This window comes from Azohydromonas lata, assembly GCF_034427735.1.
GTDB classification, from domain to species: domain Bacteria; phylum Pseudomonadota; class Gammaproteobacteria; order Burkholderiales; family Burkholderiaceae_C; genus Azohydromonas; species Azohydromonas lata.
The window spans coordinates 17,833-43,486 of the sequence record NZ_JAXOJX010000049.1 but is presented as its reverse complement, the minus strand read 5'-3'; the positions used below and the strand labels follow the sequence as shown (position 1 = coordinate 43,486).

The 25,654-nt window shown below is 69.4% G+C and carries 26 protein-coding genes; 8 read left to right on the top strand and 18 right to left on the bottom strand.

Translation table 11 applies throughout. The features are described 5' to 3' along the window. Positions 1-2: 2 nt before the first annotated feature. A complete protein-coding gene (locus tag SM757_RS24440; RefSeq protein ID WP_066332316.1) occupies positions 3-281 on the bottom strand; it encodes a hypothetical protein in 279 nt (92 codons plus the stop codon). Positions 282-442: 161 nt separating this feature from the next. Between SM757_RS24440 and SM757_RS24435 the strand changes: the two genes are divergently transcribed. Further along, positions 443-646 carry a hypothetical protein gene (locus SM757_RS24435; RefSeq protein WP_157118741.1) on the top strand — a complete coding sequence of 68 codons (204 nt, stop codon included), beginning with the start codon at positions 443-445 and terminating at the stop codon, positions 644-646. Between the two features lie 176 nt (positions 647-822). Here SM757_RS24435 and pcaF read toward each other — a convergent pair whose 3' ends face one another. From pcaF to SM757_RS24420, 3 genes are all read right to left on the bottom strand, one after another. Continuing rightward, complete coding sequence (gene pcaF, locus SM757_RS24430; RefSeq protein ID WP_322467393.1) at positions 823-2,037, bottom strand: 3-oxoadipyl-CoA thiolase; 1,215 nt, start codon at positions 2,035-2,037, stop codon at positions 823-825. Between the two features lie 13 nt (positions 2,038-2,050). After that, positions 2,051-2,677 (bottom strand): TetR/AcrR family transcriptional regulator, encoded by a 627-nt coding sequence (locus SM757_RS24425; protein WP_322467392.1) that lies wholly within the window; start codon positions 2,675-2,677, stop codon positions 2,051-2,053. 156 nt (positions 2,678-2,833) lie between these two features. After that, positions 2,834-4,360: a 3-hydroxyacyl-CoA dehydrogenase gene (locus SM757_RS24420; protein WP_322467391.1), complete on the bottom strand. Its 1,527-nt coding sequence runs from the start codon at positions 4,358-4,360 to the stop codon at positions 2,834-2,836. Positions 4,361-4,583: 223 nt separating this feature from the next. Here SM757_RS24420 and paaN point away from each other — a divergent pair, with 223 nt between their 5' ends. The 5 genes from paaN (at position 4,584) to SM757_RS24395 (ending at position 10,009) form a co-directional block, all read left to right on the top strand. After that, positions 4,584-6,239, top strand: a complete 1,656-nt coding sequence (gene paaN / locus SM757_RS24415) for a phenylacetic acid degradation protein PaaN (protein WP_322467390.1) — start codon at positions 4,584-4,586, stop codon at positions 6,237-6,239. Positions 6,240-6,250: 11 nt separating this feature from the next. Next, positions 6,251-6,853: an acyltransferase gene (locus SM757_RS24410; protein ID WP_066332304.1), complete on the top strand. Its 603-nt coding sequence runs from the start codon at positions 6,251-6,253 to the stop codon at positions 6,851-6,853. A gap of 22 nt (positions 6,854-6,875) precedes the next feature. After that, the gene (locus SM757_RS24405; RefSeq protein WP_322467389.1) at positions 6,876-7,667 is read left to right on the top strand and encodes an enoyl-CoA hydratase-related protein; all 792 of its coding nucleotides are present in this window, start codon (positions 6,876-6,878) and stop codon (positions 7,665-7,667) included. A 270-nt stretch (positions 7,668-7,937) separates the two neighbouring features. Beyond that, a complete protein-coding gene (locus SM757_RS24400) occupies positions 7,938-8,960 on the top strand; it encodes a hypothetical protein (RefSeq protein ID WP_322467388.1) in 1,023 nt (340 codons plus the stop codon). Positions 8,961-8,962: 2 nt separating this feature from the next. Then, complete coding sequence (locus SM757_RS24395) at positions 8,963-10,009, top strand: 2Fe-2S iron-sulfur cluster-binding protein (RefSeq protein WP_066332295.1); 1,047 nt, start codon at positions 8,963-8,965, stop codon at positions 10,007-10,009. Positions 10,010-10,170: 161 nt separating this feature from the next. On the opposite strand, the gene paaZ is transcribed toward SM757_RS24395, so the two are convergent. From paaZ to SM757_RS24325, 14 genes are all read right to left on the bottom strand, one after another. Then, positions 10,171-12,225 carry a phenylacetic acid degradation bifunctional protein PaaZ gene (gene paaZ / locus SM757_RS24390; protein ID WP_322467387.1) on the bottom strand — a complete coding sequence of 685 codons (2,055 nt, stop codon included), beginning with the start codon at positions 12,223-12,225 and terminating at the stop codon, positions 10,171-10,173. Between the two features lie 162 nt (positions 12,226-12,387). Then, entirely contained in the window at positions 12,388-13,131 is a 744-nt protein-coding gene (locus SM757_RS24385; RefSeq protein WP_322467386.1) for an ABC transporter ATP-binding protein, read from the bottom strand. Beyond that, positions 13,128-15,020 (bottom strand): branched-chain amino acid ABC transporter ATP-binding protein/permease, encoded by a 1,893-nt coding sequence (locus SM757_RS24380; RefSeq protein ID WP_322467385.1) that lies wholly within the window; start codon positions 15,018-15,020, stop codon positions 13,128-13,130. Before SM757_RS24380 ends, SM757_RS24385 begins: the two co-directional genes overlap by 4 nt. Then, entirely contained in the window at positions 15,017-16,042 is a 1,026-nt protein-coding gene (locus SM757_RS24375; protein WP_322467384.1) for a branched-chain amino acid ABC transporter permease, read from the bottom strand. The genes SM757_RS24380 and SM757_RS24375 overlap by 4 nt, the downstream gene beginning before the upstream one ends. A 66-nt stretch (positions 16,043-16,108) precedes the next feature. Beyond that, complete coding sequence (locus tag SM757_RS24370; RefSeq protein ID WP_066332280.1) at positions 16,109-17,269, bottom strand: ABC transporter substrate-binding protein; 1,161 nt, start codon at positions 17,267-17,269, stop codon at positions 16,109-16,111. Positions 17,270-17,400: 131 nt separating this feature from the next. Beyond that, positions 17,401-18,492 carry a 1,2-phenylacetyl-CoA epoxidase subunit PaaE gene (paaE, locus tag SM757_RS24365; protein ID WP_066332278.1) on the bottom strand — a complete coding sequence of 364 codons (1,092 nt, stop codon included), beginning with the start codon at positions 18,490-18,492 and terminating at the stop codon, positions 17,401-17,403. Positions 18,493-18,495: 3 nt separating this feature from the next. Beyond that, positions 18,496-19,011, bottom strand: a complete 516-nt coding sequence (gene paaD / locus SM757_RS24360) for a 1,2-phenylacetyl-CoA epoxidase subunit PaaD (protein ID WP_407655802.1) — start codon at positions 19,009-19,011, stop codon at positions 18,496-18,498. After that, complete coding sequence (gene paaC, locus SM757_RS24355) at positions 19,005-19,787, bottom strand: 1,2-phenylacetyl-CoA epoxidase subunit PaaC (protein ID WP_066332274.1); 783 nt, start codon at positions 19,785-19,787, stop codon at positions 19,005-19,007. Before paaC ends, paaD begins: the two co-directional genes overlap by 7 nt. 10 nt (positions 19,788-19,797) lie before the next feature. Further along, complete coding sequence (gene paaB, locus SM757_RS24350) at positions 19,798-20,094, bottom strand: 1,2-phenylacetyl-CoA epoxidase subunit PaaB (protein ID WP_066332272.1); 297 nt, start codon at positions 20,092-20,094, stop codon at positions 19,798-19,800. 78 nt (positions 20,095-20,172) lie between these two features. Further along, positions 20,173-21,180, bottom strand: coding sequence for a 1,2-phenylacetyl-CoA epoxidase subunit PaaA (gene paaA, locus SM757_RS24345; protein WP_322467382.1), 1,008 nt, complete (start codon positions 21,178-21,180; stop codon positions 20,173-20,175). 49 nt (positions 21,181-21,229) lie between these two features. Then, positions 21,230-22,549: a phenylacetate--CoA ligase PaaK gene (paaK, locus tag SM757_RS24340; RefSeq protein WP_322467381.1), complete on the bottom strand. Its 1,320-nt coding sequence runs from the start codon at positions 22,547-22,549 to the stop codon at positions 21,230-21,232. A gap of 32 nt (positions 22,550-22,581) precedes the next feature. Then, on the bottom strand, positions 22,582-23,016 hold the full coding sequence (gene paaI, locus SM757_RS24335) for a hydroxyphenylacetyl-CoA thioesterase PaaI (RefSeq protein ID WP_322467380.1): 435 nt from the start codon (positions 23,014-23,016) through the stop codon (positions 22,582-22,584). A gap of 15 nt (positions 23,017-23,031) precedes the next feature. Further along, complete coding sequence (locus SM757_RS24330) at positions 23,032-23,829, bottom strand: enoyl-CoA hydratase-related protein (protein ID WP_322467379.1); 798 nt, start codon at positions 23,827-23,829, stop codon at positions 23,032-23,034. 97 nt (positions 23,830-23,926) lie between these two features. Continuing rightward, a complete protein-coding gene (locus tag SM757_RS24325; RefSeq protein ID WP_322467378.1) occupies positions 23,927-24,070 on the bottom strand; it encodes a hypothetical protein in 144 nt (47 codons plus the stop codon). Positions 24,071-24,771: 701 nt separating this feature from the next. Here SM757_RS24325 and SM757_RS24320 point away from each other — a divergent pair. Then, the gene (locus tag SM757_RS24320; protein ID WP_157119385.1) at positions 24,772-25,083 is read left to right on the top strand and encodes a hypothetical protein; all 312 of its coding nucleotides are present in this window, start codon (positions 24,772-24,774) and stop codon (positions 25,081-25,083) included. 138 nt (positions 25,084-25,221) lie between these two features. Beyond that, complete coding sequence (locus SM757_RS24315) at positions 25,222-25,632, top strand: hypothetical protein (protein ID WP_322467377.1); 411 nt, start codon at positions 25,222-25,224, stop codon at positions 25,630-25,632. Positions 25,633-25,654: the final 22 nt, after the last annotated feature.

The window sequence follows — 25,654 nt, the reverse complement described above, 5'->3', positions numbered from 1 at the left end:
GGCTAGGCCTTGGGCCGCAAGCTCTGCCAAGCCGCCATCAGTGCCGCCAGCGCGTCCCGGTACAGGCGCGGACGCCAGCCGCGGCGCATGTAGCGTTGCGCGCGCCCATGGAAGGCGGGGACGGGCTGCACGCCCAACAGGTAGCCGCGCACGTCTTCATTGACCGTCACCGAGGCCACGACGTGGCCCCTGCCGTCCACGGCATGGATGAGGGTGCCGCGCCAGTCGTCCTCGGCAAACCAGTGCGCGGGCAACGCCACGGGAAGCTTGGAGGTCACCATGGCGGCGACGGTACAGCGCCAGCCTCGACATAGCCGCCACGCAGGGTTTTCACGGTCGTGGAAACCGAAACGCTGGCACGTGCGGGCGTACCTACCATGGCGATACGCCCGCACACACAACGGTTGGGGTGTTCCACAGCAGCATCCTGACCCACGACGACATGGACCAGCTTCCCCCCGCCGCAGGCCCCCTCGACAGCGGCCACCCCGAGTACGAATCGGCATTCGCAGAACTGGAGCGCAGGGCTGCGCGTGGCGAGTTCACCCTGGCGCAGTGGCGCCACGAAGTCCACGCGCTGCGCCAGCGCTGCACCGCCGGGCGGCCCGTGCCCCTGTGGCGGCGGCACGGCAACCTGCCCGCTTGAACGGCCGGCAAGCCCCGGCACCGCAGCCGCTACTGCCTGTTTTTTAGGCAGCGCGTGCCGCGGCTTATGAATCAATGACTTGGCTTCGCCAAGCGCCCTTATTCCACGGACTTGTCCACAGAAGCCGTGGGTAACTTCGCCACCGCATCCCTGGCGGCGCGCCCACGGCGTGGAGCTCAGCAGCGCTCCAGGGCCATGGCGATGCCTTGGCCGACGCCTATGCACATGGTGGCGATGGCACGCCGGCCGCCCGTGCGTTCGAGCTGGCGCAGCGCGGTGAGCGCCAGGCGCGCGCCCGACGCGCCCAAGGGATGGCCGAGAGCGATGGCGCCGCCGTTGGGATTGACGCGGGGGTCGTCGTCGCGCAGGCCCAGCTGGCGCAGCACGGCCAGGCCCTGGGCAGCGAAGGCTTCATTCAGCTCGATCACGTCCACGTCGGCGAGCGACCAGCCCACGCGCGCCAGCAGCTTTTGCGTGGCCGGCGCCGGGCCCATGCCCATGATGCGCGGCGGCACGCCGGCCACGGCCATGCCGACCACGCGGCCGCGCGGCTTGAGGCCGTAGCGCTCCACCGCGGCGTCCGACGCCAGCAGCAGCGCCACGGCGCCGTCGTTGACGCCGGAAGCATTGCCGGCCGTCACCGTGCCGTCCGGGCGCACCACGCCCTTGAGCTTGCCGAGCTGCTCCAGCGTCGTGTCCGGCCGCGGATGCTCGTCCACGCTCACCGACAGCGGCTCGCCCTTCTTCTGCGGAATCAGCACGGGCACGATTTCCCCGGCGAAGAAGCCGGCCGCCTGTGCGGCCTTGCAGCGCTGCTGGGAGCTCCAGGCCATCAGGTCCTGGTCCGCGCGCAACACGCCGAATTCGGTGGCCACGTTCTCGGCCGTCTCGGGCATGGAGTCGATGCCGTACTGCGCCTTCATCTTCGCGTTCACGAAGCGCCAGCCGATGGTGGTGTCCTCCACCTTGGCCGCGCGCGAGAAGGCGCTGTCGGCCTTGCCCATGACGAAGGGCGCGCGCGTCATGCTCTCCACGCCGCCGGCAATGACCAGGTCCATCTCGCCCGCCCGGATGCCGCGCGCGCCCTGCCCAATGGCGTCCAGCCCCGAGCCGCACAGGCGGTTGAGCGTGCCGCCGGGCACGTCCACCGGCAGCCCGGCCAGCAGGGCCGACATGCGCGCGACGTTGCGGTTGTCCTCGCCGGCCTGGTTGGCGCAGCCGTAGAGCACGTCGTCCACCGCGGCCCAATCGACGCCGGGATGGCGCTCCATGAGGGCGCGCATGGGCACGGCGCCCAAGTCGTCGGCGCGCACGCCGGCCAGCGCGCCGCCGTAGCGGCCGAAAGGCGTGCGCACGCCGTCCACGATCCAGGCATTGAGGGGCTTGGCCATTGAGGTCTCCGTATCAAGAGCTTGTTGACAGCGGGACGAGCGCCGGCGGCCTCACCGCCGGCACCCCGCCCAGGAACAGGTCGGCGACGACGGAAGCCATCGCCTCGTGATTCAAACCACCGTCCGGCCGCAGCCAGGTGAACATCCAGTTGATCATTCCGAACAGCAGCATGGTCAGCGGCTTGGAGAGGCTGGCGGCGTCCAGCTCCGGGCGCAGCTGCTGTATGGCCTGCGCGAAGCCCGCCACTAGGCGGCGCTCCTTGACGACCACGCGCTCGCGGTCCGCCTCTTCGAGAAAGCGCACGTCCTCGGTCAGCACGCGGTGGGCGTGCTGGGCGCCGGAGTACTCCTCGACGAAGCGCCGTATGAGCTCGCGCAGGCGCTGCTCGGCCGTGAGGTTCTCGCCGGCCACCTCGTCCACCAGCAGCTCCAGCTTGGAGACATGCCCTTCGACGATGTTCACCAGCAGCGTGTACTTGTCGCGGTAGTAGTGATAGAGCGTGGACTTGGACAGGCCCGCCGCCTCGGCGACCTGGTTCATGGAGGTGGCCGGGTAGCCGCGCTCGGCGAAGAGGCGGGCCGCGTGGGAGAGGATGGCCTCCCGCTGCTCGTCATAAGCGGAGGTGCGAATGCGGACCATGGTGGTTCTTTCCTGTGGAGTACTGCGTGCCAGATGTCCGCCATCTTGCAGCAGGCATGCCCGCATCCGCCTTGCAGCGGGATGTACCGGCTTTTCCACGGAGCACGCGCAAGGCCACAACACCTTCAGCGCGCCCTGCTCACTTCACTCCAGGCTTCACGCGTGGAAGCTGCCGCCGGCATGCTGCAGCCGCGTCAGCAGCGGCGAGCGCCTGTAGCGCGTGTCGCCATAGTGGTCCTGCAGGTGGCGCAGCACGGTGGCCACGCGCGCCGCGCCCAGCGCGTCGGCCCAGGCCAGCGGGCCCACCGGGTAAGCCGTGCCCAGCTTCATGGCCACGTCGATGTCGCGCGCCGTCGCGCCTGACCACGTGATGACGTCGGCCGCCTCGTTGGCCAGACAGCACACGGTGCGCATCAGCACCAGGCCGGCCACGTCGTCCAGCGCCAGCAGCGCGATGCCGGCAGCCTGCAACACGGCGGCGAGCGCGGGCAGGTGGCCTTGCGCGCCCACGGACGCGGCGGCGCCCAGGAGCGGCGTGGCCGCGAAGTCGCGCGCCAAGTCCAGCAGCAGCAGCGGGCCCGCAACGTCGGTGGCGGCGCGCTCGGTGGCGGTGCGACCGTCGGTGAGCGCCACGCGCACGCCGCCCACGGTGAAGGTTTCCGCGGGCAGGCCCGCATCGGCCTGAAGGGCCACGCCGGCGGCTTGCAGCCGCTGCACCAGCGGTGCCAGCGCACCCATGTCCGCGGCGCAGGCGACGGCAGGCGCGGCGGATGCGGGCGCCACCACGTCCACCTGCGGCGCCGGCACGTCGGCGCCGTAGCGATGAAACCCCTGCCCGCTCTTGCGGCCGAAGCGGCCGCTGCGCACCAGTTCCTGCTGGATCAGGCTGGGCGCGAAGCGCGGGTCGAACGCGGTGGCCTGGAACACCGATTCCGTCACCGACAGGTTCACTTCCACGCCGATCAGGTCCATCAGCTCGAACGGCCCCATGGCGAAGCCGCCGGCCTCGCGCAGCAGCTTGTCCACGGCCGCCGCCGGGGCAACGCGCTCGGCCAGCAGACGCAGCCCTTCGGCGTAGTACGGCCGGGCCACGCGGTTGACGATGAAACCGGGCGCGTTGGGTGCGTCCACCGGGGTCTTGCCCCAGGCCTGGGACAGCGCATGCAGCGCCGGCACCAGGGCCGGGTCGGTCTCCACGCCGCGGATGATCTCCACCAGCTTCATGCGCGTGGCCGGGTTGAAGAAGTGCAGGCCGATGAGCCGCTGCGGATGCTGGAGCCCCTGGGCCACGGCCGTGACGGAAATGGACGAGGTGTTGGTGGCCAGCACCGCCTGCGCGCCCAGGACGTTTTCGAGCTGCCTGAACAGCTGCTGCTTGGGCTCCAGCTTCTCGACGATGGCCTCGATCGCCAGTCCGCAGCCTTCCAGCGCCTCCAGCCGCTCCACCGCCACGAGACGCTCCCGCGCGCCGTCGCGCTCGGCGGCCGTCATGCGGCCCCGCTGCACGGCGCCGTCGAGGTCGGCCGCGATGCGCTCCAGCGCCCGCACCGCCGCACCGGGCTGCATGTCGAAAAGCCGGACCTCGTGACCCGCCTGCGCCGCCAGTTGTGCAATGCCGGCGCCCATGCTGCCGGCGCCAATCACGGCCACGCGGGTGGTGGCGTCCAGGGTTTTTGGATTCATGCGGGTGATGCGATTGAAAGGGTTCAGACGGCGGCCGGTCCACGCGGCGCACGGTCGTGCGCTGCGGTCCTTGACCTGCAGCAAACGCACATTGACCGACCGGTCGGTCGATATTAAGCTGCCCCGAGTTCCTGATGCAAGTCAAAGTCGTCTTCAGGAAAACCCTAGGTAGCAGCGGGCCCTGCCCGTTGCGCACGCGCCGACTTCCCTCATAGGTGTTCGCATGACCCTGTTCGACACGCACCGCCCCTTGCTTGACGCTGCCGTGCAAGCCACCCGCACGCGCGGCCATTGGACGCCTTTTCCTGAGATGCCCTCGCCCAAGGTCTATGGCGAAACGGCCCAGGCCGACGGCGAGGCCGCCGTGGCGGCGCTGTTCGGCCGCGACTACCCGCTGTCGCAGCCGGGCGAAACGGCCCGCGTGGCCTGCGAGCGCTCGCCCTACGGTGTGAAGCTGGGCATCCGCTACCCGGAATGCGCGCCGCAGGCGCTGGTGGATGCCGCGCTGGCCGCCGAACCGGGCTGGCAGGCCATTGGCGCGCAGGGCCGCCTGGGCGTGCTGCTGGAGGCGCTGATGCGCATACACCGCCGCAGCCACGAGCTCGCCCGCGCGGCCATGCTCACCACCGGCCAGGGCGCGCTGATGGCCTTCCAGGCCGCCGGCCCCCACGCGCAGGACCGCGCGCTGGAGGCGCTGGCCTATGCCTGGAAAGCCATGGACGACGTGCCCGCCGAGGCGCTGTGGGACAAGCCGCAGGGCAAGAACCCGCCGCTGGTGATGAGCAAGCAGTTCGAGATTGTGGGCCGCGGCGTGGCGCTGGTGATCGGCTGCGCCACCTTCCCCACCTGGAACACCTATCCGGGCCTGTTCGCGGCGCTGGCCACGGGCAATCCGGCCATCGTCAAGCCGCACCCGCAATCGGTACTGCCCGCCGCGCTGACGGTGAGCGTGCTGCGCGACGTGCTCGCCGAGCAGGGGCTGGACCCCAACGTGGTCACGCTGGCCGTGAGCGAGCGCCCGCAAATGACGCAGGCGCTGGCCACTCACCCGGCCGTGGCCTCCATCGACTTCACCGGCGGCAACGCTTTTGGCCGCTGGCTGCAGGACCATGCGCGCCAGGCGCGCGTGTACGCCGAGATGGCGGGCGTGAACACGGTGGTGGTGGAGTCCACCCACGAATACGCCGCCCTGCTGCAGAACCTGGCCTTCTCGCTGTGCCTCTACAGCGGCCAGATGTGCACCACCACGCAGAACCTGCTCGTCCCCCGCGAAGGTATCCGGACGGACCAGGGACCCAAGAGCTTCGAGCAGTTCGGCCAGGACCTGGCTGCCGCGGTGGACAAGCTGGCCTCCAACCCCAAGATCGCCTCCTCCGTGCTGGGTGCCATCGTCTCCAGGGACGTGTGGCAGCGCGTCGATGCCGCCCAGGGCGTGGGCCGCACGCTGCTGGCCTCCCGGCCGCTGCCGCACCCCGACTTCCCGGAGGCGCAGGCGCGCACGCCGGTGATCGTGGCGCTGGACCAGGCCGATGCGTCCGTCTACCGCATGGAGTGCTTCGGCCCCGTGTCCTATGTCGTGGCCACCGACTCGGCCGCAGCCGCCGCGCAACTGGCCGAGGACGTGATACGCGAGCACGGCGCCCTCACCCTGGGCGTGTACTCCACCGACGAGGCTTTCATCCAGCGCATGGAGGCCGTTGGACGGCGCGCCCGCGTGGCGCTGTCGGTCAACCTCACGCAGGGCGTGTACGTCAACCAGGCGGCGGCCTTCTCCGACTACCACGGCAGCGGCGGCAACCCCGCGGCCAATGCCAGCTACGCCACGCTGGCCTTCGTGGCGGACCGCTTCGTCGTCGTCCAGCGCCGCCGCCACGCCTGAAGGGAACCGCCATGCCCTGCTACAGCCTCGAAGGCGTGATTCCCGTGGTGGACCCCACGGCCTACGTGCACCCCAGCGCCGTGCTCATCGGCGACGTGATCGTGGGCCCCCACTGCTACGTCGGCCCGGCCGCCTGCCTGCGCGGCGACTTCGGCCGCATCGTGTTGCAGGCCGGCGCCAACGTGCAGGACACCTGCGTGATCCACGGCTTCCCGGACCAGGAAACGCTGGTGGAGGAGAACGGCCACATCGGCCACGGCGCCGTGCTGCACAGCTGCGTGGTGCGCCGCGATGCCATGGTGGGCATGAACGCCGTGGTGATGGACGAGGCCGAGGTGGGCGAGAAGGCCATCGTCGCCGCCTGCGCCTTCGTCCCCGCGGGCGTGAAGGTGCCGCCGCGCACGCTCATGGCCGGCGTGCCGGCCAAGGTGCTGCGCGAGCTCAGCGACGCGGAAGTCGCCTGGAAGCTCGAAGGCACGCGCGTCTACCAAGACCTCACCCGGCGCAGCCTCGCCTCCATGCAGGAGGTGCAGCCGCTGGCCGCCGTGGAGGCCGATCGCCCAACGCTGCAGGCGCCCGCCGTGCAGCCGCTCATCGCCACCAAGCGGGGCTGACTCCTTTCGACCTCAATCGACCATGACTGAAGAAAGCAACCTGCTCGTCGAGCGCGACGGCCGCGGCGTCGCGCGCGTGACCCTGCACCGGCCGGCGGTGCTCAACGCCTTTGACGAGGCGCTGATCGCGCGGCTGACCGAAACGTTTGAGAGCCTGTCCAACGACGCCGCCGTGCGCGTGGTCGTGCTGATGTCGCAGGGCCGCAGCTTCTGCGCCGGCGCGGACATCGAGTGGATGCGCCGCGCGGCGGCCAACGACCAGGCCGCCAACCTGGAGGACGCGCGCCGCTTCGCCCGCATGATGGCGGCCATCGACCGCTGCAATAAACCGGTGGTCGCGCGCATCCAGGGCGGCGCCTACGGCGGCGGCGTGGGTTTGGCTTGCGCCGCGGACATCGCCATTGCCAGCGAGCACGCCAAGTTCGCCGTCAGCGAAGCCAAGTTCGGCATCCTGCCCGCCGTCATCGGCCCTTACGTCGTCAACGCCGTGGGCCCGCGCCAGGCGCGGCGCCTGGCGCTCACCTGCACGGTGGTCGGCGCCGCCGAAGCGCTGGCCATGGGCCTGGTGCAACAGGTGGTGGCTGCCGACCAGCTCGACGCCGCCGTCGAGCAGTGCATTGCCGAGCTGCTGGCCAACGGGCCGGCGGCGCAGGCGGAAATCAAGACGCTGTTCGCGCAACTGTCCGTGGGCCCGGTCACGGCGCCGGTGCAGGAGCTGACGGCGCAAACCATCAGCCGCGTGCGCAGCACCGGCGAGGCGCGCGAAGGCTTTGCGGCCTTCCTGGAAAAGCGCCCGGCAAGCTGGCGCCACTGAGCCCCGGCAAGCACCGCCTTCCCTCAACCCACGCCATCCGCATCGGTCCTTTGGGGACGGGTGCGGATGGCGTTTTCGTTTCTCGCACAACCTTCCTTGACCGGCCTTGTGGCTGGGACGACATGCGTGTCTGATGCTGCCCCAATCAAAAGCCGACCGATCGGTCGAACTTTGATCCCCGTCAACATTCAGCCCGGGGTGCGCCATTAACTTTTGGTCCGCGCTGCAAAGCGCCTGTCAAGCCGATGGATCAAATTCTTGGAGACACCTATGCACAACGAACGCCTCGCGGAAACCATGGAATTCCCGCCTGCGACGCCGCAGCCCAACGTCTACCCGCTGTCGTGGCGGCGCCAGACCGGCAAGCTGGAGGAGGTGTGGGATGCCGCGCAGCGCGAGAACTGGGACCCCAAGCACCTGTGCTGGGACACGTTTGACGCCGAGTCCTACTCCTGGGAAGAGCGCGAGGCCATTGCCTACTGGTGGACGCTGCTGTCGGTGTTCGACGCCTCGGCGCCGCCGGTGTTCGCCTCGGCCTTCATCAAGACCTACGAGGCGCATGAAGAAGATGCCGTGCGCCGCTGCTTCTTCTCCGTGACCCGCGACGAGCAGAACCACGAGCAGATGTGCGGCCTGGCCATCACCAAGCTGCTGGACCACGAGGACCCGCTGACCTACGAGCCCAAGACCGAGCTGGGCCGCAAGCTGCAGAAGAACGCCAAGTGGCTCTACTACAACGGCGGGCGCTACTGGAGCGGCTACAAGGCCGCCGTGCCCAAGTACAGCCTGGCGGTGCTGTTCAGCTCCTTCCTGATGGGGGAGATTGCGGCCGCGACCATCTTCCACCAGATGGCCGAGGGCTGCCGCGAGGAGGTGTTCAAGGAGAGCTTTCGCAACATCGGCCGTGACGAGGGCCGGCACATGGCCATCTGCATGGCGCTGATGGAGCGCGACTATCCGAAGATGGACCTCTCGGACAAGCCGCTCATCACCAAGCAGGTGCGCGCGGGCTATCTCTTCCTGTCGGCCGTGCTGTTCGAGCCGCCGGTGGACTTCTGGGACCTGCCCAACGACTTCATCGCCAACCAGCGCGCGGGCGAGGAAGTGGCGCGCGCCGCGGGCTTCCACATTCCCGGCTACGAGCAGAAGAAGGAGAACTGGAAGCAGGCCATGCTCAACCTCAAGGGCGTGCTGGACCGCTACGACATCCCCTTCCCCGCCATTCCCGAGGTCGGCATCAGCGGTCAGGAAGTGACCGACATCGACATGGCCAGCATCATCCCGGTGTTCTGAGCATGACTGCGCGCATTCGCCTCTACCCCTCCGGCAAGGAAGTCGACTGCGCGTCCGGCGACACCGTGCTGGCCGCGCTCGAGAAATCAGGCTACGCCCTGCCCAACAACTGCCGCGCCGGTGCGTGCGGCGAATGCAAGGTCAAGGTGCGCGAAGGGCGCTTCGACCAGGGCATGGTGCTGGACATGGCGCTCTCGGCCGAGGAGCGCGCGCAGGGCTTCGGCCTGATGTGCATGGCCAAGCCGCTGTCCGAGGAGCTCGTCATCGAGTGGGGCACGGCGGACGCGCAGCCGCGGCTGTTTCCGCCGCGCGAAAACCAGCTCTACGTGGTGGCCGACCGCGTGCTGCGGACGCCCCGCATCGTGGAGCTGCGCCTGCGCCCGGTGGGCCAGCCCATGCGCTACTGGCCGGGCCAGTACGTGATGTTGGGCGACGCGCGCGCGGGCGCGCCGCCGCGGCCCTACTCCATCGCCAACGCGCCGCGGCCTGACGGCGAGATCACGGTGCAGGTCACGCGCGTGGACGAGGGCAGCACCAGCCGCTGGGTGCACGAGCACCTGCTGCCCGGCGCGCGCGTCAAGCTCGCCGGCCCCTACGGCACCTTCATTGGCGACCCCTCGGTGGACACGCCCGTGCTGTGCATGGCCGCCGGTTCCGGCCTGGCGCCCATCCTGGCCTTGGCCGAGGCCGCCCTGCGCCGGGGCTACAAGCGGCCGGTGACGCTGCTGTTCTCGGCCCGCACGCGCGAGGACCTGTATGCCGCCGGGCTGCTGGAGTACTGGCAGGCCAAGCACCGCAACTTCACGTTCAAGCCCACGCTGACGCAGGAACAGGGGCCGGGGCTGCATGGCCGCATCCCGCAACTGCTGCCCGACCTGTTCAAGGATTTGTCGGGGCACTCCGTGTTCGTGGCCGGCACGCCGGGCTTCGTCAACGATTGCGTGGAGGCGGCGCGCCGCCTGGGCGCGCGCCAGGAGCTGACGCACACCGAAGGCTACTTCGGCCAGGCGCCGGCGATGGAGCCGCCCAGGAGCCGGATGGTGGGTTGATTCGACTTCTCGTTCGAAGCTGAAATTTTCCCGTCATGCCCGCGAAGGCGGGTGTGACGAGGTCATTTCAGCGTGGAGAACGAATTGGAATGAAGCCTCCACCCGGAAACGAAAAAACGGCCGCGCGAGCGGCCGTTTCCTTGGGTGGGTGCCTTGGCGGATCAGGTGCTCGCCGGCCGCTTGGCCACCAGCGTCAGGATGTCGTAGCTGGCCACCATCTCGCCGTGCTGGTTCGTGACCTGCACGTCCCAGGCCACCACGCCCTGGCCCTGGCCCTTGGCGTCCACCTTGTTGCGGTCGATCTTGCGCTTGGCCGTCAGGCGCGCCTGGATGGTGTCGCCAATGGCCACGGGCTTCACGAAGCGCAGCGTGTCCAGGCCGTAGTTGGCCAGCACGGGGCCGGGCGCGGGCGACACGAACAGGCCGGCCGCGGCCGACAGCACGAAGTAGCCGTGCGCGATGCGCTGGCCGAAGGCCGTCTCCTTGGCGGCGATGTCGTCGAAGTGCATGTAGAAGAAGTCGCCCGAGATGCCGCCGAAGGCGACGATGTCGGCGTCCGTCACCGTGCGGCGGTGCGTGAGCAGCGAGTCGCCGATGCGCAAGTCCTCGAAGTGGCGGCGGAAGGGGTGCACTTCGCTCTCGTGGACCTTGGCGCCGCGCACGTACTCGCCGGTCACGGCCATGAGCATGGTGGGCGAGCCCTGCACGGCCGCGCGCTGCAGGCCATGCTTGACGGCACGCAGGCCGCCCAATTCCTCACCGCCGCCGGCGCGCCCCGGGCCGCCGTGTTTCAGCGGCGGCAGCGGCGAGCCGTGGCCGGTGGACTCCTTGGCGGCTTCGGCGTCCAGTACCAGCAGCCGCCCGTGCAGTGCAGCAGCCACCGGAATGAAGCGGGCGGCGGTGGCCGGGTCCTTGGTGACGAGCGTGCCCACCAGCGAGCCGCGGCCGCGGGCGGCCAGTTGCAAGGCTTCGTCCAGCCCGTCGTAGGGCATGAGCGTGCTGACCGGGCCGAAGGCCTCCACGTCGTGCACGGCGTCGTGGGACAGCGGGTTGCGGCTGAGCAGCAGCGTGGGCGCGAAGAAGGCGCCCTCGGAGACGCCCTCGCCTTGCGGATTGAAGCCGTCGCGCTCGCCATAGACCAGCTCGGCCCCTTGCAGCAGCTTTTCCACTTGGGCGCGGACGTCGTGGAGCTGGTCGTGCGAGGCCAGCGCGCCCATGCGCACGCCTTCCAGCGCCGGGTCGCCGATGGTGGTCTTGCGCAGGCGCTCGCGCAGCGCCTGGGCCACCGCGTCCACCATGCCGCGCGGGACGATGGCGCGGCGTATGGCCGTGCACTTCTGGCCGGCCTTGACCGTCATCTCGCGCGCCACCTCCTTCACGAAAAGCTGGAACTCCTCGTCGTCCGGCGTCACGTCCGGCGCCAGCACGGCGCAGTTGAGCGAGTCGGCCTCCGCGTTGAAGGGCACGGAGTGGCGAATCAGGTTGGGATGCACGCGCAGCTTGGCGGCGGTGTCGGCCGAGCCGGTGAAGGTGACCATGTCGGCGCCTTCGAGCCGGTCCAGCAGGTCACCGGTGCTGCCGATGATGAGCTGCAAGGCCCCCGCGGGCAGCAGGCCAGAGCGGTCCATGAGGCGCATCAGCGCCTCGGTGACGTAGCTCGTGGCCGTGGCCGGCTTGCCGATGCAGGGCATGCCGGCCAGGAAGCTGGGCGCGAACTTCTCCAGCAGTCCCCAGATGGGGAAGTTGAAGGCGTTGATGTGCACCGCCACGCCGCCGCGCGGCACCAGGATGTGCGTGCCCGCGAAGTGGCCCTGCTTGCCCAGCGGGATGGCCGGGCCCTCGTGCAGCAGGTTGCCCGACGGCAGCTCGTTGCTGCCGATGCTGGCGTAGGCGAAGAGGGTGCCGGTGCCGCCTTCCACGTCTATCCAGCTGTCCGAGCGCGTGGCGCCGGTGTGGGCGGAGATGGCGTAGAGCGCCTCCTTGTGCTGCGTGAGGTACTTGGCCAGCGCCTTGAGGAGGGCCGCGCGCTGCTGGAAATCCAGCGCCAGCAGCGCAGGCAGCCCGGTGCGGCGGGCAAAGGCCAGGGCTTCGCTGAAGTCCGGGCGTTCGGCGTGCGTGGCGGCCACGGGACGGCCGTTGACGGCGCTGCGCAGGGTCTGCGCGGCTTCCTGGCCGACCCAGCGGCCGGCGATGAAGCTTTGGAGGACGGTGGTCATCAGCGTTGTCTCCTGTCGAATGGTGAAAAGGGCTTTCTGCCCATTTGCATAAAGGCCATGCCGCGCACGAAGCCTGTAGGAGCCGAATGGCGCAGTCATCCAGAGGGTTCGGCCCGCAAGCGGGCCTCCTACAAGGAACGCGGTACGCCTCGCAGTTCCTGGTCAAGCTGCCTTTTTCGCACCCAGGCCCAGGTAGGTGTCGATGATGCGCCGGTCGTGCAGCAGCTCGGCGGCGTCGCCGGTGAGTGCCACGGCGCCCATTTCCAGCACGTAGGCACGGTCGGCCACCTGCAACGCGGCGCGGGCGTTCTGCTCGACCAGCAGCACCGACACGCCCAGCTCGCGCAGCGAGGCCACGATGCGCAGCACCTCGCGGACGATCAAAGGTGCCAGGCCCAGCGAGGGCTCGTCCAGCATGAGCAATTGCGGGCGCGCCATGAGCGCGCGGCCTATGGCCAGCATCTGGCGCTCGCCGCCGGAGAGCGTGCCGGACATCTGCGCGCGGCGCTCGCGCAGCCGCGGGAACAGCTCGAACACCTCCTGCATGCGCGCCTTCTGATCGCGCTGGCCGCGGCGCCAGCGGCTGAAGCCGCCCAGCAGCAGGTTGTCCTCCACCGACATCTCGCTGAACAGCTCGCGCTTTTCCGGGACGAGCGCGACGCCATGGGCCACGAGCTTTTCCACGCTGGGCCGCTCGATGCGCTCGCCCCCCAGCAGCAGCTCGCCGCGCGAGGGCAGCAGGCCCATGGCCGCGGACAGCAGCGTCGTCTTGCCCGCGCCGTTTGGGCCGATGACGGTGACGATCTCGCCGCGCCTGACCGTCAGGTCCACGCGGTGCACGGCCTCGACTTCGCCGTAGGAGACGCAGAAGCCGCGCGTTTCCAGCAAGGTGTCCGGCGCGCTCATGCCGCGGCTCCCAGGTCGTCGCTGCCGCCCAGGTAGGCGTCCAGCACGCGCTGGTTGCCCTGGATCTGTGCCGGCGTGCCCTCGGCGATGACGGTGCCGAATTCGAGCACGGTGATGCGGTCGGCCAGGTTCATCACGAACTCCATGTCATGTTCAACCACCAGGATGCCCAGCCCCTCGGCGCGCAGTTGCTCCAGCAGCCGGGCCAGCGCCTGCTTTTCCAGGTGGCGCAGGCCGGCCGCGGGCTCGTCCAGCAGCAGCACGGCGGGCTGGCTTGCGAGTGCGCGGGCGATCTCCACGATGCGCTGCTGCCCAAGCGCCAGCGAGGCGGCCGGTGCGTCCGCATGGGCGCCCAGGCCACAGCGCTCGATCTGGCGGCGGGCCTCGGCCAGCACCGCGGCTTCCTCGGCCCGGTCCAGGCGCAGCATGGAGGCGACCCAGCCGCGGTGCGCGCGGCGGTGCGCGCCCACCGCCACGTTCTCCAGCACCGTGCGCTGCCCAAGCAGCCGCACATGCTGGAAGCTGCGCGACAGGCCCAGGGCCGCGAACTCGCGCGAGGGTTTGCCGGTCATGGGCTTGCCCATGAGGCGCACTTCACCGGTGGTGGGGTCGTCCACGCCGGAGATCATGTTGAAGAAGGTGCTCTTGCCCGCGCCGTTGGGGCCTATCAGTGCGTGGACCTCGCCGGCCTTGACGCTCATGTTGACCGCGTTGTTGGCCACCAGGCCGCCGAAGCGCTTGGTGACCTCGTGCGCCTGCAGCACCACCTGGCCGCGCGGGGGCAGCGTGCGCTGGGCCAGCGGGGCGGCGGCAGCGGGCAGGTGCTCGGCCGGGTCAGCCTTGAGCCAGCGGCCGGACCACTGGGCCAGGCGGGGCCAGAGGCCGTCGGCGTAGCGCTGCAGCACCACCAGCATCAGCAGGCCGAAGACGATGACCTCGAAGTTGCCGCTGCTGCCCAGCAGGCGGGGCAGCCAGTCCTGCAGTTGTTCCTTGAGCAGCGTGATCAGCGCCGCGCCCAGCACCGCGCCCCACAGGTGCCCGGCGCCGCCCACCACGGCCATGAACAGGTACTCGATGCCGATGTTGAGGTTGAAGGGCGTGGGGTTCACGAAGCGCTGCAGGTGGGCGTAGAGCCAGCCCGAGACTGCGCCCAGCAGCGCGGCCAGGACGAAGACCTTGATGCGGTAGCGGCCGGTGTCCACGCCCATGGACTCGGCCATCACGCGGCCGCTCTTGAGCGTGCGGATGGCGCGGCCCTCGCGCGAGTCCAGCAGGTTGTGCAGCGCCCACAGCGACAGCAGCAGCACGGCCCAGATCAGCGGCCCAAGCGCGCGCGGCGTGGCCAGCGCCGCGCCGCCAATGCTCAGCGCCGGCAGCCCGGTGATGCCGGTATGGCCGCCCAACAGCTCCAGGTTGCCGAAGAGGAAATACAGGCTCAGGCCCCAGGCGATGGTGCACAGCGGCAGGTAATGGCCCGCCAGCTTGAGCGTGATGGCGCCCAGCACCCAGGCCACGGCGGCGGCCAGCACCAGGCCCAGCGCCAGGCCGGCCCAGGGCAGCCAGGCTGGCGGCAGCCAGGCCAGCCAGGCGGCGGCTTGCGGCGAGGTGCAGGCCCAGGCCGTGGCGTAGGCGCCCACGCCGACGAAGGCGGCCTGGCCGAAGCTGGTCATGCCGGCCACGCCGGTGAGCATCACCAGGCCCACGGCCACGAGCGCGCACAGGCCGACGTAGCTCAGCAGCGTGACGCTGAAGTCGGAGAGAAAAGCCCAACTGGCCGCCAGCAGCAGCACCGCCGCCAGCGTGAGCTGGCGCCGCGTGATCCAGCCGGCGGACGGGGCCGGCGCCACGGCGGCGTGCACGGCGGGCTTGGCATTGAGAGGCATGGTCATTCCTCGTCCTCCACGTGGTGGCTGCGCAGGCTGCGCCACCACAGCACCGGGATGATCAGCGTGAACACCAGCACTTCCTTGAAGGCGCTGGACCAGAAGGATGAGAAGGCTTCGAGTTGCCCCACCAGCAGCGCGCCGGCCAGGGCCAGCGGGTAGCTGGCCAGGCCACCCACGATGGCGGCGACGAAGCCTTTGAGGCCGATGAGAAAGCCCGTGTCGTAATAGACCGTGGTGAGGGGCGCCACCAGCAGCCCGGCCACGGCGCCTATGAGCGCGGCGAAGGCGAAGCACACGTCGCCCGCGAGCTCGGTGGGGATGCCCATGAGCCGCGCGCCCACGCGGTTGGAAGCGGTGGCGCGCAGCGCCTTGCCGACGATGGAGCGCTCGAAGAACACGAACATGGCCAGCACCAGCGCCAGCGCCGCGCCCACCACCACCAGCGACTGCCCGGTGACGGGCAGGCCGCCCACGTCCAGGTTCAGCTCAGAAAATGCCGTGGTGCGCGAGCCCTCGGCGCCGAAGAACAGCAGCCCCAAGCCCACCAGCACGCCGTGCAGCGCGACGGAGACGATGAGCAGCATCAGCACGCTGGCGCGCGCCAGCGGCCGGTAGGCCAGGCGGTACAGCAGCGGGCCCAGCGGCGTGATCAACAGCACCGTGGCTGCGGCCTGCAGCACCTGCCCTTGGGGCTGCAGCGCCACGAGCGCGGCAGCGGCGGCGGGACAGGCCAGGCACCAGAAGAAGGTGGACTTCCAGTCCACCGCGGCGCCGCCGCGCGCGCGCCAGGCTTCGAGCGCCAGCACGGCGGCGGCCAGCGCCAGCAGCAGCCACAGGCTGGCCGGCGGGCGGCCGCCCTGCAGCGTCGCCATGGACAGCGCGGCGAAGGCGACGAACTCGCCCTGCGGAATGAAGATCACGCGCGTGACCGAGAACACCAGCACCAGCGCCAGCGCCATGAGTCCGTAGACGGCGCCGTTGACGATGCCGTCCTGCCCCAACAGCAGGGCAATCTGCAAATCCATGGAAAGCTCCTGGAGGAAGGAAGCGCCAGGGCGCGCTGGGCGCGCCCCGGCACGTTGCAAGCGGGCTCAGAGCTGCTTGGCCGGCTGGTACTTCCAGGTGCCGTTCTCGATGCGCACCATGACGCGCGCGCGCTGGTCCAGCCCCAGGTGGTCGGTGGGCGACATGGTGAAGATGCCGTGCGCACCGGGCATTTCCTTGAGGCCCTCCAGCGCGTCGCGCAGCGCGGCGCGGAACTCCGGCGTGCCGGGCTGCGCCTTCTTCAGCGCCACGGGCACGGCCGCGGCCACCAGCAGCCCGGCGTCCCAGGCGTGGGCGCCGAAAGTCGAGACACTGCCCTTGCCGTGCGCGGTCTCGTAGGCCGCGACGTAGGCCTGGGCGGACTTCTTCACCGGGTCGCCGGCGGGCAACTGGTCGGCCACCAGCACCGGGCCGGCGGGCAGGAAGGTGCCCTCCACGTCCTTGCCGCCCACGCGCAGGAAGTCGCCGTTGGCCACGCCGTGCGTCTGATAAACCTTGCCCGCGAAGCCGCGTTCCTTGAGCGTCTTTTGCGGCAGCGCCGCGGGGGTGCCGGAGCCGGCGATGATCACCGCGTCAGGCTTGGCCGCCAGGATCTTGAGCGTCTGGCCGGTGACGGAGGTGTCGGTGCGGCTGTAACGCTCGTTGACCACGATCTTGAGCTTCTTGAGCGCGGCGGCCTTGCTGAACTCCTGGTACCAGCCTTCGCCGTAGGCGTCGGAGAAGCCGATGAAGGCCACGTTCTGGACGCCGATGGACGCCATGTGCTCGGCGATGGCCAGGGACATCATGATGTCGTTCTGCGGCGTCTTGAACACCCACTTGCGCTTGGCATCCATGGGCTCGACGATGCGCGAGGACGCGGCCATGGACACCATGGGCGTCTGCGCCTCGGCGGCCACGTCCACCATGGCCAGCGAGTTGGGCGTGGTGGTGGAGCCCAGGATGACGTCCACCTTGTGCTCGCCCACGAGCTTGCGCACGTTGGAGACGGCGGCGGTGGTGTCGCTGGCGTCATCCAGCACGATGTAGTTGACCTTCTGCCCGGCGATGGTCCTGGGCATGAGGGCCACGGTATTCTTTTCCGGGATGCCCAGCGACGCGGCCGGCCCCGTGGCCGAGAGCGTGACGCCCACGTTGATGTCGGCCTGCGCCAGCGTGGCGGCCAGCAGCAGCGCGGCGGCCATGGCGCTCTTGAGGGTTGCCTTCATGTGTGTCTCCTTCCGTGGTGGTTTGGGGCCTGCCTGCCCGGCTGCGCCGGTGCCCGGAGGCCTTCATGTTTTTCTGGTGAATGGCGGGAAGTGCGGGCCGCATGCGGGCCGCGCACGGGCCCTGCGCGCGCTCAGCGTTCGTCGAAGGACAGGATCACCCGCTCGGTGACCGGGTGCGCCTGGCAGGTGAGGATGAAGCCGGCGGCCACCTCGTTCTTGTCCAGCGCGAAGTTGCGCTCCATGCGCACCTCGCCCTCGACGACCTTGGCACGGCAGGTGCCGCACACGCCCGACGTGCAGGAGAAGGGCACTTCCATGCCGCAGGCGGAGGCTGCGTCGAGGATGCTGGGCTGCTGCTTGTCGAACTGGATCTCGCGGCGCAGGCCGTCGCGGATGATGACGATGCGCGCGCTCTCCGCGTCGCCCGGCTGCGCCTCGTGCACCACGGCATCGGCCTTTTGCGCGCCGCTGGGCGCCTGTGCGATGCCGAAGCGCTCGATGTGGATGCGGTCTTCCGGCACGCCGGCCGCCAGCAGCGCGGCCTCGGCCTCGTCGTTCATCTGGAAGGGGCCGCACACGTAGGCCTGCGCGATGGCCTGGGCCGGCACCACGCTGCGCAGGAAGTCGCCGATCTTGTCGCGGTCCATGCGGCCCATGTTGAGCGGCGCATCCGTGGGCTCGTCGGAGAACACGTGGTGCAGCACCAGGCGGGACATGTAGCGGTTTTTCAGGTCCTCCAGCTCTTCCTTGAACATGGTGGACTGCAGCGAGCGGTTGCCGTAGAGCAGCGTGAACTGCGACCTGGGCTCGCGCGCCAGCACCGTCTTCATGATGGAGAGGATGGGCGTGATGCCGCTGCCGCCGGCAATGCCCACGTGGTGGCGCTGCGCCTGCGGCAACAGCGGCACGAAGAAGCGGCCCTGCGGCGCCATGACGCTGATCTCGTCGCCGACCTTCAGCTCGGCGTTGATCCAGTTGGAGAACACGCCGCCCTTGACCTTGCGCACGCCCACGCGCAGCTCGCCGTCGTCCACGCCGGCGCAGATGGAGTAGGAGCGGCGCAGGTCCTGGCCATCGATGGTCTTGCGCAGCGTCAGGTACTGGCCCTGCGTGAAGCCGAAGGTCTCGCGCAGCTCGTCAGGCACCTCGAAGGAGACGATGACGGCCTCGGCGGTATCCGGCTCGATGGCGCGTACCCGCAGCGGATGGAACATGACGCTCATGGTTCAGATGGGTTTGAAGTGTTCGAAGGGCTCGCGGCAGTCGAGGCAGCGAAACAGCGATTTGCAGGCGGTGGAGCCGAAGGCCGAGAGGCGCTCGGTGTGGGTGCTGCCGCAACGGGGGCAGGCCACGGGCGCGATGCGGCGCGGCACCAGGCGGATGGGCACGGCGGCCCCCGGCTCGATGTGCGCGGGCGGTGCGATGCCGTACTCGCGCAGCTTGCGCCGGCCGTCCTCGCTGATCCAGTCCGTGGTCCAGGCCGGGGCGCGCTGCAGCCGCACGCGGGCGGGGCCCAGCCCCGCGGCGGCTATCGCGTCCAGCACGCTGCGCTCGATGGCCTCGGTGGCGGGGCAGCCGGAGTAGGTCGGCGTCAGCACGATCTCCAGCGCCTCGTCCTGCTCCACCACGTCGCGCACGATGCCGAGGTCGCACACCGAGAGCGCCGGCACCTCGGGGTCCAGCACGTCGGCCAGCACGGCCCAGGCGCGGCCGACCCGGTCCGCCGCCAGGGTGCTCACCACGCGCCACCCGGGTAGGCGCGCTGCAGGTGCTGCATCTCGGCCAGGATGTAGCCCATGTGCTCGCTGTGCACGCCCTGGCGCCCGGTGCTGCGGAAGCTGCTGACGGCAGGCGGCTGCAGCGTGGCGGCCTGCAGCAGCGCCTGCATCTGCGCCAGCCAGGGCTCGCGCAGCTCGGCCCAGCGCGGGCCCAGCCCGGCGTCGGCCGCGGCCTCGTCCACCGCGTCGGCCTCGAACAGCTCCGCCACGTAGGGCCAGAGCTTGTCCAGCGCGGCCTGCATGCGGCGGCGGGACTCTTCCGTGCCGTCGCCCAGGCGCACCACCCAGTCGGCGGCGTGCTCGACGTGGTAGCGCGCCTCCTTGACCGCCTTGGCGGCGATGGCGGCCAGCTCCTCGTCGCTGGAAGCCTGCAGCCGCTGCCACAGCAGTTGCAGGAAGGTCGAGACGAAGGCGTTGCGCAGCACGGTGAGCGCGAAGTCGCCGGGGCGCCCCTCGCCGTTGGGCAGCTCCACCAGCGTGGGATTGAAGTAGTCGCGCTCCTCGCGCAGGAAGGCCAGTTGGTCCTCGCTCAGTCCTTGCGCGCTGCCGGCCAGCGTCAGCACCGCGCGGGCCTGGCCCAGCAGGTCCAGCGCCATGTTGGCCAGGGCGATGTCCTCTTCGAGCACCGGCGCGTGGCCGGTCCACTCGGAGAGGCGCTGCGCCTGGATGAGGCAGGTGTCGCCGATGCGCAGCAGGTACTGCTGGCGCTCGTCGCGTTGGAGTCGGATGGAAGCCTGCATCGCCCGCTCCTTACATGTGGTCCACCGAGTCCGGCAGCTTGTAGAAGGTGGGGTGGCGGTAGACCTTGTCCTCCATCGGGTCGAAGTACATGTCCTTGTCGCCGGGGTCGCTGGCGGTGATGTGCTCGCTGCGCACCACCCAGACGCTGGAGCCTTCCTGGCGCCGGGTGTAGACGTCGCGCGCCATCTGGATGGCCATGGGCGCATCGGCCGCGTGCAGGCTGCCGCAGTGCTTGTGGTCCAGGCCCGCGCGCGAGCGGACGAACACTTCCCACAGCGGCCATTCGTTCTTGATGTCGGTGCTCAATTCAGTCTCCAGATGGGTTGGCAAGTTCGCCGGCAATTTCCGTAGGAGGCCCGCTTGCGGGCCTCCTACAAGCTCAGATCACGCCGCTTGGGGCTCGCGCTCGCGCTGCTTGGCCGCGTGGGCCAGGGCGGCCTCGCGCACCCAGGCGCCCTCTTCCCAGGCCTTGACGCGCGCACCCAGGCGCTCGCGGTTGCAGGGGCCGTTGCCGTTGACGACGCGCCAGAACTCGTCCCAGTCGATGGCGCCGAAGTCGTGGTGGCCGCGCGCCTCGTTCCACTTGAGGTCCGGGTCCGGCAGCGTCACGCCCAGCACCTTGGCCTGCTCGACGGTGGCGTCCACGAACTTCTGGCGCAGCTCGTCGTTGGAGACGCGCTTGATGCCCCAGCGCATGCCCTGTGCCGAGTTGGGCGACTGGTCGTCCGGCGGGCCGAACATCATTAGGCAGGGCCACCACCAGCGGTTCACGGCGTCCTGCACCATGGCCTTCTGCGCCTCGGTGCCCTCTTTCATCATCACCAGCAGGCTGTCGTAGCCCTGGCGCTGGTGGAAGCTCTCCTCGCGGCAGATGCGGATCATGGCCCGCGCATAGGGCGCATAGGAGCAGCGGCAGATGGGCACCTGGTTCATGATGGCTGCGCCGTCAACCAGCCAGCCGATCACGCCCATGTCGGCCCAGGTGAGCGTGGGGTAGTTGAAGATGGAGCTGTACTTGGCCTTGCCGGCGTGCAGCGCATCGAGCAGCTCGTCGCGGCTGGTGCCCAGGGTTTCGGCGGCGGCGTAGAGGTAGAGGCCGTGGCCGCCCTCGTCCTGGACCTTGGCCAGCAGAATCGCCTTGCGCTTGAGCGTGGGCGCCCGCGAGATCCAGTTGCCTTCCGGCAGCATGCCCACGATCTCGGAGTGCGCGTGCTGGCTGATCTGGCGCACCAGCGTCTTGCGGTAGTTGGCCGGCATCCAGTCCTTGGCCTCGATGAAGCCGCCGTCGTCGATGGTGGCGTCGAAGCGCTGCTGCAGATGCGCTTCTTCGAGGCTGCGCACCGCCTTGTCCTCGGCCTCGCGGCCCATGGTGTCCATCGCCTGCGTGTACATGGCAAATCACTCCTGCTGGTTCGGTTGCTTGGTGTTGGGCGCCGCGACTTCAGCCCTTTGGGCGGCGATCGACCACGCGGCGCGCCTTGCCGGTGAGGGTGCGCTCTATGGAGCCGTTCATCAGCACCTCCACGCGCGTGGAGATGCCCACCAGCGTCTTGACGCGGTGCTGCACCCAGCGGGCAATCTGTTCCACGTCGGCGGTCGCCATCGCGGCGACGCCGGGCTGCAGCTCGCAGCGCACCAGCACCTCGTCTAGCAGGCCCTTGCGCTCGACCTGCACCTGGTACTGGCCGGAGAGCTTCTCGTGCTGCAGCACGATCTCCTCGATCTGCGTCGGGAAGACATTGACGCCGCGGATGATCAGCATGTCGTCGCTGCGGCCGACGATCTTGCCCATGCGCCGGAACGCCCTTGACGTGGGCGGCAGCAGCCGCGTGAGGTCGCGCGTGCGGTAGCGGATGATGGGCAGCGCTTCCTTGGTCAGCGAGGTGAAGACCAGCTCGCCCTCCTCGCCGTCGGCCACCGGCTCGCCGGTCTCGGGGTTGACGATCTCGGGATAGAAGTGGTCTTCCCATATGGTCGGCCCGTCCTTGGACTCGACGCATTCGCTGGCCACACCCGGGCCCATCACTTCCGACAGGCCGTAGATGTCCACCGCATCGATGCCGGCCTTGGCCTCGATGTCGCGGCGCATGGCGTCGGTCCACGGCTCGGCGCCGAAGATGCCCACCTTCAGGCTGCTTTCGCTCGCGTCCAGCCCCTGGCGCGTGAACTCCTCGATGATCACCTGCATGTAGCTGGGCGTGACCATGATGATGTCAGGCTGGAAGTCGCGTATGAGCTGCACCTGCTTCTCGGTCTGGCCGCCCGACATCGGGATGACCGTGCAACCCAGCCGCTCGGCGCCGTAGTGCGCGCCCATGCCGCCGGTGAAGAGGCCGTAGCCGTAGGCGATGTGCACGATGTCGCCGGCGCGGCCGCCCGCGGCGCGGATGGAACGCGCCACCAGGTTGGCCCAGGTGTCGATGTCGTTCTTCGTATAACCCACCACCGTGGGCTTGCCCGTGGTGCCCGACGAGGCATGCACGCGCGCCACCTGCTGGCGCGGCACGGCGAAGAGGCCGAAGGGGTAGTTGTCGCGCAGGTCGTGCTTGGTGGTGAAGGGAAACCTGGCGATGTCGGAAAGCGTCTTCAGGTCCGAGGGATGCACGCCCTTGGCGTCGAAGGCCCGGCGGTAGTGCGGCACGTTCTCATAGGCGTGCTCCAGCGTGCGGCGCAGGCGCTGCAGTTGCAGCGCGGCGATCTCGTCACGGCTGGCACGCTCTATGGGCTCCAGATCCCCGGCGGCAGGGCTCTTCACGGGCATGGCTTGTCTCCTTGTGCAATGGCTGGGCTGATTCAGGCGCCGACGGCCGGGCGGCCCTTGGCGGTGTAGGAGCGGCCACGGAAGACCGCAATGCGCTCGCCGCGCTGGTTCACCACCGTCACGTCATAGACGCCGGTGCGGCCGGCCTTGGACACCTCGGCGCAGCGCGCGGTGAGCACGTCGTCCAGGCGCCCGGGAGCCAGAAAGTCGATGGAGAAGCCGGAGGCGACGGTGAGCTCGTCGTAGGAGTTGCAGCCGTAGGCGAAGGCGGTGTCGGCCAGCGTGGCGATCACACCGCCATGGCAGGTGGCATGGCCGTTGAGCATGTCCTCGCGCACCGTCATGGTCAGCGTGGCGCCGCCGGGCGCGATCTCGGTGACTTTGATGCCGGCGGCTTGGGCGGCCAGGTCGCGGGCGTACATGCCGTCGCGCACGCGTTCGGCAACTTGTTGGGCAGTGAGCGTCATGGGGGGAATCGGGATTCAGCGGTCGGTGAACACGGGAGCGCGCTTGGCGCCGAAGGCGGCCACGCCTTCCTGGTAGTCGTAGGCAACGCCCAGCTCGCGCTGCAGGCGGGCTTCAGCGTCCAGCGCGCCGTCCAGCGCCGTGAGCTGGGCCTGGTCCATGGCCAGCCGGGTGGCCACCAGGGCCTTGGTCGGCATGCGCGCGAGCCTGGACGCCAGCGACTGCGCCATGTCCATCAGCGCCTCGTCGTCCACGCAGCGCCAGATCAGGCCGTAGCGCTCGGCGTCTTCGGCCGGCAGCTTGTCGCCCAGGAAGGCCAGCGCCAGCGCCCGGGCGCGCCCAACGAGGCGGGGCAGCATCCAGGTGCCGCCGGTGTCAGGCACCAGGCCGATCTTGGAAAACGCCTGGATGAAACTCGCCGAGCGGGCGGCCAGCACCATGTCACCGCACAGGGCCAGGTTGGCACCCGCGCCGGCCGCCACGCCGTTGACCGCCACGACCACCGGCACGGGCATGCGGCGCAGGCGCAGCACCAAGGGCTTGTAGTGGCGGTCTATGGCCACCGAGAGGTCCTTGGGCGGCTGGCCGGCTTCAGGGCTCACCAGCGGGTCCGACAGATCCTGGCCGGCGCAGAAGGCCCGCCCGGCACCGGTGAGCAACAGGCAGCGCACGCGGGCATCGGCGGCCACCGCATCCAGCTCCGCGGCGAGCGCTTCGTGCATCGCAGCCGTGAAGCTGTTGAGCGCCGCGGGGCGGTTGAGCGTGAGCGTGCACACCGCGCCGTTCAGGGACTTCAGGATCAGGGTTTCGGACAACTCGACCTCCAGCAAGGTTCGGTTTGAGCGTTGAGTTGGCTCAATGTTCTACCGACCGGTCGGTCTATGATATGAGTTTTTTTTTCCTTGAGATAGATCACGGCTGCTGGTGAAAACCCGGGTTGCGGAACCCGGCCTTGACGGCTCGTCTGTGCTGCATGACGGCCATGCGGTCGCAGAGGTGCGCGACGACGCCCGAGTCGTGGGCCACGAGCAGGTCGGTCAGGCCGGCCTTTTCCACAATGGCATCGATGTGCCTTTGCTCGTTCTTCGACCCGTCAGGTTTCGCTTCGGAAACCGCGGCGCCGCGCCTTGTGACGGGCCATGTCGAATACGCTGCGGGCGCTGTGCGCGTGGGCTATGCGTTTCAGACGCGAACGCCATACTTCAGGCACCAACAAGTTCGACATGGTTGCTGCCGCATACAAATTCACGCGCGCACGGCTGGTCGCCAATGACCAGCACCTGCGCCCGCCACCCGGGCAAGTCCGCCATGGGGCGGAGTCCCGCACCTGTCGCTGCCTTACCTCAGGTCAGCAACGTCCCTTCTTGGCCTGCCCAGGGGGGCAAAAACTGCCTGAGCCGCTTGGGCGCTCCACTGGATCGACCACGACCGCGCCTGAAGGGGTGTAGACGGCACAGCCTTGCAGCGAGAGCACAGCCAGGGCCAGGACAACGAGGGCACGCATAAATCAGCATTGGCGAGTTGCGAGGCAAGTATCTTAGTGGGTGGTGTTCGTGCACGTGTCCGGCGTGCGGCCCGCCGCGTTCGGCCAGCGAGGCGATCGGCCCGGTGGCTGCATCATCTCAACGGCGGGAACGGCATATGCCGTGCTCCATTCACCGCTGGCTGCAGTGGCGGTCACGTGCGTGGAGATGGCCTATCGTCCAACGTGACTTGCTGCAGCACCAGTCCAGGTCGCAACCACTTTGAAGGACAGCATGAGAACACTGCGGGTGACCATTCCAGACGGCGTCGAGTTTGCCGATCTGCGCTTATCGCGCAATGCAGACGATGGCTTGGTGCGCTTTGCAATGGCCCCTATTGAAGCCATCTGCCAGGCCAGCGCATTGGACTTGGATGAAATCGTGCAAGGCCCGCAGCCCCTCGTGGGCTTGCTGATCGCGGCCTGGTACGAAGATCACCTGAAGGACGGCGGCGCACCTGACCCGGTGCAAGAAGACCTGCGCGAAGAAGCTCGGCTGGCGCGGGAACGAGGCGGCGGCTTCGCTTACCCCCCGGGGCATGCCTGAACCGGTTCCGTCCGCCGGAGCGGTTCAGCCGCAGACAGGCTGGGCATCACGCCGACCTGCCAATCGGGTGTGACAGCGCTGCAACAGGAGCGCCGGCCTGGTTGCGTGGCGCTGGCAAAGTAGCACGCCATGTTTTCGATGTCCGCTTCGCAAGCGCCGGAGCTGCTCCAGGCGTTCTACACCCGTCTGTCCCGGCGCTATGGCGCACCCGGCGTGTGCCTGATTGACTTTCCTGGCCGCTGGATGGTGTTCCGCACCTCGGACTTGGCCGCGGGGATGGAACGCGCGTTGATCGATGTCGAGCCGCCCCAAGACCACTCGACGGAAGACCTGGCGGAGCTGGAATCCAGGGCGGCCTTCGCCGTGGGCGAGGGACACGACGCAACGCTGGTGGTGATGAACCGGATCCATAGGGCGTCGGCGCCGCCTGTCCTCACGCTCTCCATGTGGAACCTGGAGCACCCCGTGGCGTTGACCGGAGACATTGAGCTTGACGCCGCCGGTACGCCGGTGCGCATAGGCCTGCCGGACGCCCTGCCCCGTTCCTGACGCGGCGATCCAGGCTCTCCTC